The 16,448-nt window shown below is 40.0% G+C and carries 11 protein-coding genes; 5 read left to right on the forward strand and 6 right to left on the reverse strand.

The annotated features are described in order from the left end of the window. Positions 1-9: 9 nt before the first annotated feature. Positions 10-1,338: a hypothetical protein gene (locus AAEY57_RS16620; protein WP_350608296.1), complete on the reverse strand. Its 1,329-nt coding sequence runs from the start codon at positions 1,336-1,338 to the stop codon at positions 10-12. Positions 1,339-1,443: 105 nt separating this feature from the next. After that, positions 1,444-2,241, reverse strand: coding sequence for a M48 family metallopeptidase (locus AAEY57_RS16625; protein WP_008113135.1), 798 nt, complete (start codon positions 2,239-2,241; stop codon positions 1,444-1,446). 170 nt (positions 2,242-2,411) lie between these two features. Between AAEY57_RS16625 and AAEY57_RS16630 the strand changes: the two genes are divergently transcribed. Beyond that, positions 2,412-3,611, forward strand: coding sequence for a Bcr/CflA family efflux MFS transporter (locus tag AAEY57_RS16630; RefSeq protein WP_350608297.1), 1,200 nt, complete (start codon positions 2,412-2,414; stop codon positions 3,609-3,611). Between the two features lie 27 nt (positions 3,612-3,638). Here the strand turns inward: AAEY57_RS16630 and grpE are convergent, their stop codons facing one another. Further along, on the reverse strand, positions 3,639-4,250 hold the full coding sequence (grpE, locus tag AAEY57_RS16635) for a nucleotide exchange factor GrpE (RefSeq protein ID WP_013465165.1): 612 nt from the start codon (positions 4,248-4,250) through the stop codon (positions 3,639-3,641). Between the two features lie 58 nt (positions 4,251-4,308). After that, positions 4,309-5,274, reverse strand: coding sequence for an HrcA family transcriptional regulator (locus AAEY57_RS16640; protein WP_350608298.1), 966 nt, complete (start codon positions 5,272-5,274; stop codon positions 4,309-4,311). A 339-nt stretch (positions 5,275-5,613) separates the two neighbouring features. On the opposite strand from AAEY57_RS16640, the gene nadK reads away from it, so the two are divergent. The 4 genes from nadK (at position 5,614) to AAEY57_RS16660 (ending at position 9,445) form a co-directional block, all read left to right on the forward strand. Further along, the gene (nadK, locus tag AAEY57_RS16645) at positions 5,614-6,498 is read left to right on the forward strand and encodes an NAD(+) kinase (RefSeq protein WP_024602951.1); all 885 of its coding nucleotides are present in this window, start codon (positions 5,614-5,616) and stop codon (positions 6,496-6,498) included. 275 nt (positions 6,499-6,773) lie between these two features. Further along, positions 6,774-7,331 carry a hypothetical protein gene (locus AAEY57_RS16650; protein WP_013465168.1) on the forward strand — a complete coding sequence of 186 codons (558 nt, stop codon included), beginning with the start codon at positions 6,774-6,776 and terminating at the stop codon, positions 7,329-7,331. A gap of 75 nt (positions 7,332-7,406) precedes the next feature. Next, positions 7,407-9,080, forward strand: a complete 1,674-nt coding sequence (gene recN, locus AAEY57_RS16655) for a DNA repair protein RecN (protein WP_350608299.1) — start codon at positions 7,407-7,409, stop codon at positions 9,078-9,080. A 47-nt stretch (positions 9,081-9,127) separates the two neighbouring features. After that, complete coding sequence (locus tag AAEY57_RS16660; RefSeq protein WP_350608300.1) at positions 9,128-9,445, forward strand: hypothetical protein; 318 nt, start codon at positions 9,128-9,130, stop codon at positions 9,443-9,445. Between the two features lie 223 nt (positions 9,446-9,668). Here the strand turns inward: AAEY57_RS16660 and AAEY57_RS16665 are convergent, their stop codons facing one another. Both AAEY57_RS16665 and gltB read right to left on the reverse strand, forming a co-directional pair. Further along, positions 9,669-11,084: a glutamate synthase small subunit GltD family protein gene (locus tag AAEY57_RS16665; RefSeq protein WP_350608301.1), complete on the reverse strand. Its 1,416-nt coding sequence runs from the start codon at positions 11,082-11,084 to the stop codon at positions 9,669-9,671. 9 nt (positions 11,085-11,093) lie between these two features. Continuing rightward, positions 11,094-15,551: a glutamate synthase large subunit gene (gltB, locus tag AAEY57_RS16670; RefSeq protein WP_350608302.1), complete on the reverse strand. Its 4,458-nt coding sequence runs from the start codon at positions 15,549-15,551 to the stop codon at positions 11,094-11,096. Positions 15,552-16,448 lie beyond the last annotated feature (897 nt).

Genomic DNA, 16,448 nt, shown 5'->3' on the forward strand with positions numbered 1-16,448 from the left:
TTGAACCTGCTAACCACCCGCCGTCTGACTATAACTATTGTGAAAAGAAGACAGGACAACTACTCTGACACGGCGGGTTATCTTACTCACTGAAGTCATCTGACTTTTTATTAACGGTGAGTTCTGTAAAACTTTTTTATTTTTACAGTGCTTAAATTCAGGTGAAGATTTGATCTTTGCAATAAATGGCTGGTCTTTAAATGTTTCAATTTCATTGGGTGTTAATTCACGGCTTATAAGCCAATCCGTCGTTGATTGACACTTTTTGAGGTCCAGTTGTTGCTCGTCAGTTAAATTGTATTCTTTTATGTTCAGTTGCAATATAGGACTCGGTTTCTCTATATCATCGACTAAAACGATTTTAATAACTATTCCTTCGTTATTTAATTTCTCAACCCCCTTATTAACCTCTTCGTTACTAAACCAGGGATGTGTAATTTTTTGATAAAAAACCTGCTTCTCTAATAACCCTAAAAGAGTTAGGAACAATTTATGCTCTGTTGGATTAGTAATTTCATAATCTTCACCACCTATAATAGTGAGAAAATTCAATGCTAATTTATTATCAAAGCTTACATCTGATAACTTTAAATCAGGGTAACGCTGCAAAAGCATGATAGCGGATTGTAGCTGCTGTTTAGTCAACAACAGATTTAAAATTGAATTTAAAGGAGAAAGTTGATTATTGTTAAGTACATCATATGGGATTTCTGAAAAAGTCCGTTCAATTTCGTTAAAAATTTCAACGGCAGAGGTATTTGTTGAGCTGACCTTTTTGTAAATCGTATCTGTGGGCAAGTTTTTCCAAAGTATATCCAAAAGGTCAGTGTAATCAACAACAGTTGTTATGTTTAAGTCAGGTGCGTTAACATAATCGTATTGAGCGATTAATCTTTCACTATTCGGTATTGATTGTAAAATCGGAAACAACTTTTCAACTGACTCTGCTAATGCTGCTTTATCGTACCAAGTTTTAGCCACTGACCAGTAACTCGAAAACCATATTGCCTCGGCGACCTGCTTTGCTGTATACCCGTTTTTAAATGCTTGTGATGCTTTTAGCTCAATATCACGTTCATTATTATCTCGTAACTGATACTGCTTATAATTTAGCTCTTTGCATTGTTCCTCATTCGGGATATCAGTAGGAAATGGCTGTTTAACATAAATGTTTTTGGCGTTTATGTTATTCCCGAAATTAGCTTTTGGCTTTTTAATACCAACATTGGCTTCTGTTGGTGCAAGCAGGATTGAATTTTGACGCTTACTGGATAATATACTAAAAAATATAACTAAACTGATCAAAACAACGCTAATGATTACAACTATTTTTTTCATCCTTGAATCTTCCTATTTTTGGCCTACTTCAAACCACATGTTTTCATTTACAAGTTAGTTTGATTAAGCTCGCAAACTAATGTTAAACGAGCTTATAAGGTTTTGTTAAAACTTACACTGCGGATTTTTACCTTGTGCTTTAGCTGTTTTTTGCTCACTAAGCGCTTTACCCATTTGCGATTGTAAATTTGCAATACGGCTTGTTGGTGCTGGGTGAGTTGATAAAAACTCTGGCGTTGCCCCACTGCCCGCTTGACTCATATTTTGCCAAAGCGTAACAGACTCTTTAGGGTTGAAACCTGCTTGCGCCATTAAATCTAAACCAATAACGTCAGCTTCTGTCTCATGTGAACGACTAAACGGTAAAACCACACCATATTGAGCGCCAAGACCAAGTCCTTGCATAATTTCATTGCGGTATTGCACGTTGCCCATTTCAAGCGCCGCACTGCCCACTTTCATTCCGGTTTGTAAAATAGAGCTTTGTGAAACACGTTCATTTGAGTGCTCTGCAATCACATGACCGACTTCATGGCCTAAAACAGTGGCAAGCTGATCTTGGTTTGTGGCTATTTTTAATAGCCCAGTGTGCACCCCAATATAACCGCCAGGCAATGCAAAGGCGTTTGCAGATTCATCTTCAAATACCACCACTTCCCAATTTTGAGATGCATATTCTGTAGGAAGCACGGCCACTACTTTTTCAGCAATGCAATTGACGTAACTGTTTACTTTTGGATCTTTATTTACCGGCTGCGTTTTTTTCATCTCTGCAAAACTGGCAGTGCCCATTTGAGTCATTTGCTGATCTGAGTAAAGCGCAATTTGCGTGCGCCCAGTTGGTGATGTTTTACAACCTGCTAATACTGCACTGGCTAGAACTACCAAAACCAATTTTTTCATTGTGTTACCCTAAAAAAGTTTGTTACTAAGTATAGAATACCAAACGCGGTGTTAGTTTAAAATCTTTGCTTTTTGCAATTAAACAATTAAGTTAGCAGGCAAACTAAGTTTATCCAAGGCTATTGCCCTGCTATACTGCCCAACCTATATTCGTTGTTTTGAGTTTTTAAATGAGCGCTTCGGCTTCTTCTTTTAATACCCGTATTTTATTGCCTTTATTAGCCAGTATTGTCGCGATCACGCCTTTAGCCATTGATATGTATTTACCGGCGATGCTCGTGATTGCCAACGATCTCAATACCAGCATGCCAAATGTTCAAATCTCGTTGAGTATATACTTAGCGGGTTATGCATTGGGCATGTTGTTTTTTGGCCCCATAGCCGATCAAATTGGCAGGCGTAAACTGGCACGAATAGGACTCAGTTTATTTGGCTTAAGTTCACTGGCGTTAGCATTTACCACTGAAGTGCATACTTTTTGGGGGTTAAGAGCTGTACAGGCATTTACAGGTGCGGCCGCTACGGTTGTCGTCCCTGGGATCATTAGGCACATATATCAAAAAAATACTGCTAAAGGTATGTCGTACGTGTCTATGATCATGATGATAGCACCGTTACTTGCCCCCTCTATCGGCTCGGTTATTTTAGGCTTTTCGGTGTGGTCGACTATTTTTATTGTTTTAGCGACCTATAGCTTTGTTATTTTACTCTTTGTGCAACGTTATTTAATCGATATTCCAATATTTAAAAATGAGCGAAAAGGATTAGCATTATTCTTCTCAAGTTATAAAGTGGTATTAAGTAATACGCACGCCCGCGCCGATATTTTAAGCTCAATGTTTGTGTCGTTTGGCTTTTTTTGCTTTTTAACGTCCGTCCCTTATATTTACCTCGACCTATTTAAAGTATCAGAACAATTGTTTGGCCTGTTATTCGCTTTTAATGTAATGGCGTTGATGTTTGGTAATTTTTTAAATACTCGCGTAGTGCCACGTATTGGCTCACGAAAAATGCTTTATTATGGCTTAATGTGTGGCTTTATCTCTGGCGCAGCATTACTTAGCTTTAGCGTATTAAACTTGTCACTTTACTTTATTGTTGCGGCTATTGCTCCGTTGATGATGAGCCTAGGTATAATTGCAAGTAACGCAGATTCATTGATTTTGATGAAATTTGAGCAAAATACAGGGACTGCAACGGCGGTTATTGGCACCTTACGTTTTGGTAGTGGCGCATTAGTAGGCCCTATATTAGCGGTAATGCATGCACAAAGTGCAGTTCCATTTTCAAGTTTAATGTTCAGCGCAGTTGTACTCACTATCCTAGTACAGTTAGTTCATTATTTTAAAGACAAAAAAAATGCCTCATAATGAGGCATTTTTTAATTGTATACTTAATTAAGCATCAGCTGCTTTAGATACCATAACCATTGCAGGACGTAATAAACGACCGTTTAATGTGTAGCCTTTTTGCATTACTGCTAACACAGTATTAGGCGTCACATCATTACTTGGCTGAATCGACATTGCTTGATGAAAATCTGGGTTAAACTGCTCACCTTGTGGGTTTACAATTTCAACGCCAAATTTAGCCACTGCATCGTTAAAGCTTTTTACTGTCATATCAATACCTTCTAACAAAGGCTTAAGCGTTTCATTTTCTTTATCAGAGAACTCAATAGCACGCTCTAAGTTGTCTATAACAGGAAGTAATTCGTTAGCAAATTTTTCAAGTGCAAATTTGTGCGCTTTCTCAACATCTTGTGCAGCACGACGACGCATATTGTCAACGTCAGCAGCAGCGCGAACGACGCTATCTTTCTGATCTGCAATAGTTTGTTTTGCCGCTTCTAACTCAGCATATAACATTGCAATTTCTGCTTCAGGGCTTTGCTCTTGCTCGGCGTGTTGTTCTGCTGCTTCTACTGCAGCCTCAACGTCGGCTTCCATTTGCGCCACTTCTTCGTTCAATTCTACTTCTTGCTCTGGGTTTTGTGTCTGCTCAGACATAAAATATACGCTCCAATTCTTTACAACTGCGGTAATTATGGGGATTGAATAAAAAGATTCAAGAGCCCGATGGCTCTAATAATTTAAATTCTTGGATTATTTTCTCTAATTGCGCTGATTTCGGACAAATAACACAAAAACGACTTTGATATTCCTGATTTTGAAAGTACGGCACAGTGATCACAATGAGATCATCACAGGTGCTAAAAGGTAAGTTTTCAGCACTGAGAATAGAGACCCCATTTTTAAATGCGAGCTTATCTTCCACAAAATTTAAAAATGAAACACCAATATTAAGACTTTGCTCACAATCTATTTTTTTATAAAGGTAGTTTTCGCCCACCACGATACTGTTATCTGAGCCTAATTTTTGGCTTAACTCACGCGTCCATTGAGTTAAAGAGTCATGACAATTACGCGGTGCCGTATTTGCCATGGCCTGCATTCTGTATAGCCCTTCAATGAGCGTTTGCTGGCTAAATACAGTGTTAAGCCAAGTGGCAAACTCGTAGCGTTGGCCGTCACTAGGATCATCAGGCTTGTTAATGCAAATATTATGGCTTTGCCCTGCTCTGTCTAAAAGTAAGATAAGCCAATTATTAGCGTCAAAGTCGAGTACTTCTACTCTAAATACCTGTTGAGTTCTAACTTGAGGTAGCCCCACACAACAGCATACTTGGTAACGTTGACTCAAGCCATGTGCCAATTCGACTAGCTCAGCCTGTTCAGGCTGCCAATAATTAGCAATAGCACCCAAAGTAAAAAACTCATCAAACCAATACTCAAACCCATCATTGGTAGGGACTCGTCCTGCAGATGTATGTGGTGAATACAATAAGCCTATTTTTTCAAGGCGTGCCATCGCGTTGCGCACAGTGGCAGAACACACCGCCATACCTTTTTGTTTTGCAATTTTTGTTGAAGGCACAGGTAAGCCATCACCATTACAGTACAGGCTCATAACAGCGGCAAAAATTTGCTGGTCTCGAGGATTTAGTTTCATGTTATCTACATCTTTACGCATGACTGTTATATCGGGGCTAGGTATTATTATTTCAAGTATAAGAAATTTTATAAATCTAAATTTTACAGTGAATTAATTAAATTAATTAGTCGTTATTAAGGTCTGTTATTTTTGCGGATTAAAATTTGTTCAAACTAGGGGCGATTTAATCGCGATACGAGGTTTATAACCTAGTGGCCTAAGTGAAAACCGAATAACAAAAAGTTAATCGTCCTTAGGCAGAACCCTTCAGTCAGTGTCTGTTTCGCATTGAAAGGACAACAGACCCTAAGATCTGTGTTTTCAAACACTTCTGTTTTAGGTTACTCTACCAATATCGAAACTTTCAGTGTATTTATTATGGACTCTCCCTTTAACACTATCGGCTTGATTGGTAAGCCAAATCATCCTAATGCTGCCGCTACTTTACAACGATTACATACGTTTTTATTAGCTTTAGGCTTTGAGGTGATTGTTGAAAAACGCACGGGAGGTCAACTTAGTGATGTACCTGAGGACAAGCTCGTAAAACTCGTTGACTTGGGAGCGCGCGCCGACTTAGCCATTGTGGTTGGTGGTGATGGCAATATGCTTGGCGCTGCAAGAGTACTCGCTCGTTTTGATATTGCGGTAATCGGTGTAAATAGGGGTAATTTAGGCTTTTTAACTGATTTGAATCCAGAAGGATTTGAAGGCAGTTTAGAACAAGTACTCAGTGGTGATTACATTGAAGAAAAACGTTTTTTATTAGAAGTAGAAGTGTACCGTCATAACGAACTTAAAAGCGCTAATTCGGCAGTAAACGAAGCGGTGTTACATGCTGATAAAGTAGCACACATGATTGAGTTTGAAGCATTTATTAACGATGATTTTGTATTCTCACAACGCTCTGATGGATTAATTGTATCGACTCCAACAGGTTCAACAGCCTACTCTTTATCGGGCGGCGGCCCTATTTTAACCCCAGAACTCAACGCCATGTCATTGGTTCCTATGTTCCCGCATACTTTATCAAGCCGCCCTTTAGTGGTAGATGCCGATAACGAAGTACGTTTAAAGCTTAGTTTAGAAAATACCGATAGCTTACAGGTAAGTTGCGACAGCCATGTTGTACTTGCCGTATTACCCGGTGATGAGGTCGTTATTCGCAAAGCAGATAGAAAATTACGATTAATTCACCCAAAAAATTACTCTTATTATAATGTGCTTCGTAAGAAGTTAAACTGGGGTAGCCGTTTATACTAAAAACGGTTGAGCTTTTAGGACTGAGAGTTGTTTAATTGAGGGGCGATGTAATCACAGCAAGAGATAGTTAATCGAGTGGGCAAAGTAAAAAGCGATTAAAACTACTGCGCATGCTCATATCCCTTGCCTCTAAACAGGTAGGTAAGGCTGAGTCTCTTTGAGTGCGCATGTTTCACCCCAAAAGATAAACAATCTCTCAGTTATTGCCAAACATGCAACTTTAGAGCAAAATATCGGGCTAGATTATTAATCATCACCATCAGGAAATTGTAGCAATGACTTATGTAGTATTTCTTGCTTTATTATTGTTAATTACTTTACTTGGCAGTTACTTACTCATTGAAAGTAATCGTAAAAAGACTATTGAAGCAAAGAAAAAGCTGTTTAACGAGCGCGTTGCAAGTACTCAATCACGTTTAAAAATAAAACTTAACGAGTTACTTGATGCAAAAGTCATTAGTGCTAAACACCTTCCTCGAATTCAAGCCGTTGTCAGTAATTTTTTTGTAGTACAGCCACACACTGATGAAAATTTAAATAAGCTAGAATCGCTATGCGATTTACTTATTAATATACTTAACGAAGAACTAATAAAAACCTATAAAAATAATAACAGCCAAGCTTTTTCCGATACCACTCAATATTTTATAGCAGAGTTACCAGCTCAAGGTATTTTATATAATAAAAACTTTTATCAAGAAGTCCTTCCTACGCTAATTTTAAAGTTAAAAACTGAAGACATAGCGCAACCAGTTGATAGTATTGACCTTAACGATGAAAACCTCCCTATTGATGAAGAAAAAAAAACACTAATTGAGTCCAGCCTTGCTTAAAATATAGAAATTTAATTTGCAATAAACCAAAACACTGTATAAATTAACAGTTAATTCACTGGATGGATGAACAGTATGTTAATTGGTTTAGAAATTAAAAATTTTGCAATTGTAAGTAATTTAAGCACTGAATGGCATTCGGGCATGACCGCTATTACCGGTGAAACGGGTGCGGGTAAATCAATCGCCATTGATGCGTTATCATTGTGCCTTGGAGAACGAGCAGAGGCATCAGCTGTGCGCCCAGGCACTGATAAAGCCGAGGTAAGTGCGCAATTTGATTTAAGCAATTTGCCACACGCTCATGCATTTCTAGAAGAGAACATGCTTAATAATGACGATAACGAATGTCTACTTCGTCGAGTTGTTTGCAAGAATGGCCGCAGCAAAAGCTATATTAATGGTAGCCCTGTCACCGCTGCACAGCTAAAAGAACTAGGCCAATATTTAATTTCTATACACGGTCAACATGCACACCAGCATCTATTAAAAGCAGAGCATCAGCTACAATTACTCGATGCATATGCAGGCCATCATAATCTTGTTAATGCTGTAAGCCAGCGTTATAAACAATTTGCTGACTTACAAAAAGAATTTAAACAGCTAGAACACCAACAACAACAACAAGCTGCGCAAAAACAATTATTAGAATATCAAGTGGCTGAGCTTGATGAATTTGCGTTGCAAGCTGGTGAGTTTGAACAAATAGAAGCAGAGCATTATAAGCTCAGTAACAGCCAAACTATTTTGCAATCTTGTCAGCGCGAGCTACAACATTTATACGAAAGTGATGAGCAAAATGCGTGCTCTCTTTTACAACACAGCGCACAACAATTTAATGAACTTGCACATTATGATGAAACCCTGGCCAATGTAGCAGCATTACTGACAGAAGCAGCGGTTCAAGTTGAAGAAGCAAGCAGAGAAATACGCAATTATACTGAACAAGCTGACTTAGATCCTACTCGCTTAACGGAAGTAGAAAACAGACTCAGCGGCGCTATGGATTTAGCAAGAAAACACCATATAAAGCCACAAGAGCTCGTTGAGTTTCATCAAAATGTAACACAAGAACTAGACTCTATAAGCAGTAATAGTTCGCGCCTCGAACAGCTTGAAGGTGAAATTGCAGATGCTCTTGAAGATTATCAAACGGCTAGTGAGGAATTAAGTGCTAGCCGTCATCAATATGCTAATACACTTAATGGCTTGATCAGCGAAAGTATGGCTAACTTATCCATGGAAAATGGCGTATTTGAAATAGCTCTTACAGCACATACCGATCGCTCTCCAAACAGCTTAGGTTTTGATAATGTATCGTTTTTAGTATCAACAAACCCAGGGCAACCATTACAATCTTTAGCAAAAGTAGCCTCTGGTGGTGAGTTATCACGTATTAGTTTGGCTATTCAGGTTATTATTGCCCAAAAAGTCACGACTCCTACGCTTATATTTGATGAAGTGGATGTCGGTATTTCTGGCCCAACAGCTGCTGCCGTTGGTAAACTGCTGCGCCAATTAGGTAAATCGACACAAGTAATTTGTGTAACTCATTTACCGCAAGTGGCTAGTAGCGCTCATCAGCAATTTTTTGTTGCCAAAGAAATTGCAGACGGTGAAACGTTTACTCATATGCTGGCATTAAATAAAGATGGCAGGGTTAATGAAATTGCGCGTTTGCTGGGTGGTGATAACATTAGCAAAACAGCTAAAGCAAATGCAAAAGAGCTTATAAAAGCGCACGGATAAAATTATACATTTATAGTGCGTTACCTTGATACGGTGAGGATACCTTGATGCAAACAACGGTCATTTATTTTGGCTTAGCAATTAACTGGCTACTACTTATAGTTAGTGTACTTTTAGCAATGTTTAGCAAGTTTAAACACACACAATTTAAACAAGGATTATATCGTTTTTTAAATGTGGCATTAATTGTACATATTGTTATTGCTGTTATGTTAGTTTTTAGCAGCACAGCTATTAGTGGCTTAATAACACTTAGTTTTTTGGTTATTGGCCTACAGCTTGTTTGTAACGTTATCTGCTATAAAAGTGTGAAACGTCGACAAGCCAGAGTGAAACCGAGCCTTGATCACTTCTCGATGGATTAACTAACAGCACGTTTAAAAATGCCCGCAATCTATGTATTGCGGGCTTTTTTTATTTGTAAAATATTATAATTGTAAATAGCTAGGTCAAAACCTACGTCCCTTTTTGTAGACCTTAAACACCGACTATGGAACCATAAATATTTACCTTTGTTTGTAAAACTGAGGAAATAAAAAAAGCAAACCCGAAAGTTTGCTTTTGACTCCATTCTAACAAAAGCATTATTTACACTTTTAAATAATCCATAATGCCTTCTGCAGCGTTACGCCCCTCAAATATAGCGGTGACCACTAAGTCTGAACCACGAACAATATCGCCACCAGCAAATATTTTAGGATTAGTGGTTTGATGTGTAAATTCACCTTGCTCGGGTGCATTAATACCACCCCAGTGGTTAATTTCTACGTCGTACTGCTCTAACCAATCCATTTTATGAGGCTTAAAACCAAATGCCATAATCACTTGTGTGGCTTCAATAATATGCTCTGAACCAGGTACTTCTTCAGCACGACGGCGGCCGTTTTCATCTGCCTCGCCAAGCTGAGTTTTTACCATTTTAACACCGGCTACAGCACCTTTGTCATCAAGTACAATCCCTTTAGGCTGAACGTTATAAGTAAAAATGACGCCCTCTTCTTTGGCATTTTTTACTTCGCGTTTTGAACCAGGCATGTTCTCTTCATCACGACGATAAGCACACGTTACTTTTAACGCGTTATGACGAATAGAGGTACGCACACAGTCCATTGCTGTATCACCACCACCTAGTACCACTACTTTTTGGTTTGCCATATCAATGCAAGCTTGTTTAGACTCATCGTAACCCATAACACGATTAGTGTTACCAATTAAAAATGGCAGGGCATCATGTACTCCCGGTGCATCTTCGTTCTCAAGCCCCGCTCGCATACTCTGATAAGTCCCCACGCCCAAAAATACAGCGTCATACTCATTAAGTATTTCATCCATGCTAATGTCTTTACCTACTTCGACATTAAGCTTGAATTCAACACCCATTTCGGTAAATATTTTGCGACGTTTTTGCATGACTTCTTTTTCTAATTTAAAAGAAGGAATACCAAAGGTTAACAGCCCACCAATTTCAGGGTGACGGTCAAATACCACAGGCTTTACGCCATTACGCACTAAGATATCTGCACAGCCTAGGCCCGCAGGCCCTGCGCCAATAATGGCAACTTTTTTATCAGTCCATGTCACATAGGACATGTCTGGTTTCCAGCCCATTTTAAACGCGGTGTCGGTGATGTATTTTTCAATATTACCGATTGTTACTGCACCAAACTCTTCATCTAATGTACATGAGCCTTCGCATAAGCGGTCTTGCGGGCATACTCGTCCACACACTTCTGGCAAACTGTTAGTACGGTGCGATAGCTCAGCGGCCTCTAAAATGCGCCCTGTACGGATCAGTTTTAACCATTGTGGAATATAATTATGTACTGGACATTTCCACTCACAATAAGGGTTACCACAATCAAGGCAACGATCCGCTTGTGAATTAACCTGATTTTCTGAAAAGGGTTCATAAATTTCTACGAACGATTTTTTACGCGACGAAATTGGTTTTTTGCGTGGGTCTACACGCTGCACGTCTATAAATTGATATACATTTTCGCTCATACTGCCCCCTTATTGCGCCTGAACACGTAGTTCGGCGCTACTGCGAGCGCGGTGCCCGAGTAAACTTTTTACGTCACTTGATTTAGGTTTTACTAATTTGAACATCGGTAAATAAAGTTCAAAGTTAGCTAAAATAGTTTCTGCTCTGCATGAGCCTGTTAGCTCTAAATGGTCAGCAATTAAGCCGCGTAAATGCTCTTGATGTGAACTCAAATCATCTAAAGTAACTACTTCAACCAACTCTGGGTTAATGCGTTTCTCAAAATCACCTCGTTCATCTAAAATATAAGCAAAACCACCGGTCATACCTGCACCAAAGTTAACTCCTACATTACCAAGTACACATACCACGCCACCGGTCATATATTCACAACCATTATCACCAACACCTTCAACAACAGCTTGCACACCCGAATTACGCACAGCAAAACGCTCACCAGCACATCCGGCTGCAAACAATTTACCGCCAGTGGCACCATATAAACAGGTATTACCTACGATGGTTGCTTTGTGACTTTCAAATGACGAACCCAGTGGTGGGCGAACGACTAGCTTACCGCCAGCCATCCCTTTACCAACGTAATCGTTGGCATCACCAACTAAAGTCATTTCAAGGCCGCCAGCATTCCATACCCCGAATGACTGGCCAGCTGTACCATGAAGTTCAATCACCACTGGATCTGCTGCCATACCTTGATTACCGTGCTTATCAGCAATATAACCAGAAAGCATTGCGCCAACAGATCTATCGGTATTACATATACGACTCACTAATGAAATGCCGCTTGAATTATCAATTGCCTCTTTTGCCTTGCCTAGCAAGCTCTCATTTAACTCACCTAAATAGTGCGAGCTATTTGGTGCACTGCAAAACAGTGTTTCACCCGTTGGGTTGTTTGGCTGAGCGATAACCGCTGATAAATCTATTTTTTGTTGTTTGGCTGTTTTGCCTTCAATGGCTTCAAGTAAATCTAAGCGACCAATCAAATCGGTTAGGTTTGCAACACCTAAACTTGCCATAATTTCACGCGCTTCTTGAGCTATAAACTTAAAGTAGTTCATCGCCATTTCCGGTAAGCCGTGATAATGCTTTTGGCGCAGTGTATCGTCTTGGGTTGCCACACCAGTAGCACAGTTATTTAAGTGACAAATTCGTAAGTATTTACAGCCTAACGCCACCATAGGTCCGGTACCAAAGCCAAAACTTTCAGCGCCTAAAATGGCTGCTTTGATGATATCAAGCCCGGTTTTTAACCCACCATCTGTTTGCAGGCGAATACGATGGCGAAGGCCATTTTCTACCAATGCTTGCTGTGTTTCAGCAAGTCCCAACTCCCATGGGCTGCCAGCGTATTTAACCGAGGTTAATGGACTTGCACCCGTTCCGCCGTCATAGCCTGAAATGGTAATTAAGTCGGCATACGCTTTTGCTACACCGGTTGCAATTGTGCCAACACCCGGTTCAGATACCAGTTTTACTGAAATCAATGCATTCGGGTTTACTTGTTTTAAGTCAAAAATAAGCTGGGCTAAATCTTCGATAGAATAAATATCGTGATGCGGCGGAGGTGAAATAAGTGTCACACCCGGTACCGAGTAACGAAGCTTGGCAATATAGGGAGTGACTTTTTCACCTGGTAACTGCCCGCCTTCCCCAGGTTTAGCGCCTTGTGCCACTTTTATTTGAATAACATCAGCGCTACGTAAGTAATGTGGGGTGACACCAAATCGACCCGAAGCTACTTGTTTAATACGTGAATTTTTTTCTGTACCGTAACGCAGCTTATCTTCGCCACCTTCACCAGAATTTGAGCAGCCACCTAAACGGTTCATGGCAATTGCGAGTGCTTCATGCGCTTCTGGCGATAATGCACCAATACTCATGGCGGCTGAGTCAAACCGTTTATAAAGCTCAGTGGCAGGCTCTACCTCATCAATGCTTATACCCTTTTCTGGCAGTTTTAAAGCCAACATATCACGCAGAGTCGCGACTGGACGGTGATTAACTAGCTTTGCGTATTCGCTGTAATCACTGTACTCGCCGCTACGTACTGCTTTTTGTAACGTTTGAATCACATCAGGGTTGTAAGCATGGTACTCGCCGCCGTGAACGTATTTAAACAAGCCACCATGGCTTAATAATTTACGTTTACTAAGCGCCAATTTATGCAAGCTTTGCTGATCGTCATCAAAGTCGCTAAAACACGCCCCTTTAATACGACTCGCCACGCCTTTAAAACACATCTCAACAATAGCGTCCGATAGACCAACTGCTTCAAACAGCATTGAACAACGATATGAAGCCACGGTACTAATGCCCATTTTAGACATGATTTTGTACAAGCCTTTATTAATTGCTTGACGATAAGCCAGTGTAACTTCACAGTATGACTTATTAATTACCTTGGTATCGCTCATAGCCACAAGTGACTCGTACGCTAAATACGGGTAAATTGCGGTTGCACCAAATCCAAGTAGTACCGCAAATTGATGCGCATCGCGAACGCTGCCAGTTTCAATAATAATATTTGACTCACAGCGTAAGTTATTATCTACCAGGCGTTTCTGTACCGCACCCACCGCCATAGCAGCAGGAATAGGTAATTGATTGTCATCAAAGTTACGATCCGTTAATACCAGCATAATGCAGCCAGATGCGGCTTTTGCTTGTGCTTCATCACAGATGCGCTTAACCGCATTCTCAAGGCCTTCTTCTACGGTGTAAGTAATATCAATCTTACAATAGCTGTAGTGCGCTTCATCGGCGTTAAGTAGCTGCTGCATATCAGCGTACATTAAAATAGGCGTATCAAATTGCAGGCGTTTAGCGTGCCCTGTTGTTTCATTAAATACGTTTTGCTCACTGCCAATACACGTTGCAAGCGACATTACATGGTTTTCACGTAACGGATCAATTGGCGGATTAGTAACCTGAGCAAACTTTTGACGGAAATAATCATAAAGTGAACGGTGCCCTTCACTCAGTACGGCAAACGGCGTATCGTCACCCATTGAGCCAGTGGCTTCTTGCCCATTTTCACCCATGACACGAATGACGCTGTCTAGCTCTTCGTTAGTATAGCCAAACATCTTTTGGTATTTGACAAGGGTTTCATCATCAAATGAGCGATTGCCCGCATCTTGCTCGGTAAGTGCTTCAAAAGGCGTTAATCGTTTAACGTTTTCTTCTAACCACGACTTATAAGGGTGGCGTGATTTTAAATCTTGGTCAATTTCATCTGAATGCCAAATTTTACCCAATTTAGTATCAATAACGAGGAGTTCGCCCGGGCCAACACGTCCTTTTTCAACCACTTCGTCAGCGGTGTAATCCCAAATTCCCACCTCAGAAGCTAAAGTAATAAAACCATCTTGAGTAATAATATAACGCGCTGGACGTAAACCATTTCGGTCTAGGTTACAGGCTGCAAAACGCCCATCCGACATAACGATGCCTGCAGGGCCATCCCACGGTTCCATATGCATCGAATTAAAATCATAGAATGCACGTAAGTCGTCATCCATAGCACGGTTTTTTTGCCATGCTGGCGGCACTAGCATGCGCATCGCACGGAATAAATCCATACCACCAGCTAAAAACAGCTCTAGCATATTATCGAGGCTAGATGAGTCAGACCCTGTTTCATTAACAAACGGCGCTGCGCTTTGTAAATCAGGAATAAGCGGCGAAGCAAATTTATAAGAGCGTGCACGGGCCCACTGGCGGTTACCTTCAATAGTATTAATTTCACCATTGTGCGCTAAATAACGAAATGGTTGCGCTAAAGGCCAGCGAGGCTGTGTGTTTGTAGAGAAGCGTTGATGAAAAACACAAATAGCACTGGTCATGCGAATATCAGCAAGATCGAGATAAAAATTTGGCAAGTCAGCAGGCATCATTAAGCCTTTATAGATGGTGACTAGCCCAGATAAGCTCGCAATATAAAATGATTCATCATCCATCAAGCGCTTTTCTGCACGACGACGTGCAACATATAAACGTCGCTCTAAATCTTTAGAACGCCACCCTTCAGGCGCACTAATAAAAATTTGTTCAAACCCAGGCAATTGCTTTAGAGCTATAGGTCCTAACATTGATGGATCGGTAGGGACAACACGCCAACCTAAAATATTAAGCGTTTCTTTTTCTAGTTCTTCGCTTAAAACATCTTTAGCTGCTTGTGCTAATACCGGATCAGCATTGAGGAAAATCATCCCAACGGCGTAATTTTTACCTAAATGCCAATTATTTTCAGCAGCAATAGCACGAAAGAAGCTGTCTGGTTTTTGAAGTAACAAGCCACAACCATCACCCGTTTTACCATCAGCAGATATACCGCCGCGGTGCTGCATGCGATCTAAACCGGTGATCGCCGTACGGATGAGTCGGTGACTCGCTTGGTTATTAACTTGGGCTATTAAGCCAAAGCCACAATTATCTTTTTCTAGTTTTGAGTCATATAACATGGACCCCTCCCCTTGCTGCACTGTTAACGTGGATGAACGGCTCGACGATTTGCTAACAGACGATCAAAATTAGCGTTATTCCTAACCTGAGTCAATATCTTTCTGAATACATATTCATTATATTGAATATATTTCAACTTCATTAAAAATCATAAAATAATGCTAAATATTAACATTTGAGTAGATATTGGATCGAAAACTTTAATGGCACCGGTGTTATTTTTAAGAACTTGTAAATAAAACCTCCCCCGCAATAATCAGTTTACGTAAACGTAAACCATGCAAATAATGAATAATTATTCATAGCCGTATTTTATTCTTTATTAACTTGCTGATATTTACCTTTTACAAGCAAATTAATTAATAGTTTTTTACAGTGGTTTAAATTAATGCATATATTATTTAATAGTTACCAGTATTTGCTTTCATATTATGCATCTACTGACGTTTTATCTACCTTACCTATAGGTAAACTTTGTTTGGCCACCTAAGCAAAAACAGTGACTGCTATGAACACAGTCATTAAATATAAAGCACTTTAAAATCAACATACTAAAAGTTGACATCTCACTCGACTGCGTAAAAATAGGCTCACTTTTGAGTAAGCTAGCACTGTTTACGAGTGAATTATTTTTAATTTTATCAACTATGGCCTGCGCATATGGCTTACTTTGAATAAGTATTAACGCCAAGGAACGGTGATGAAAAAAGATGCCTGTGCACAAAATAATTAAGTTAATAAGCAAAAACGATAAGAAAAGCTTAGGGTCTGTTGACCTTTGCGGATTACAATTTGTTCAAACTAGGGGCGGTTTAATCTCGGCGCGAGGTTTGTAACCTAGTGGACTAAGTAAAAACCGAGCAAAGCTTCCGCGTCCTGCTCACGCCCCTTACCTA

This window comes from Pseudoalteromonas sp. MER144-MNA-CIBAN-0113, from assembly GCF_040308965.1.
Classification (GTDB): Bacteria; Pseudomonadota; Gammaproteobacteria; order Enterobacterales; family Alteromonadaceae; genus Pseudoalteromonas; species Pseudoalteromonas tetraodonis.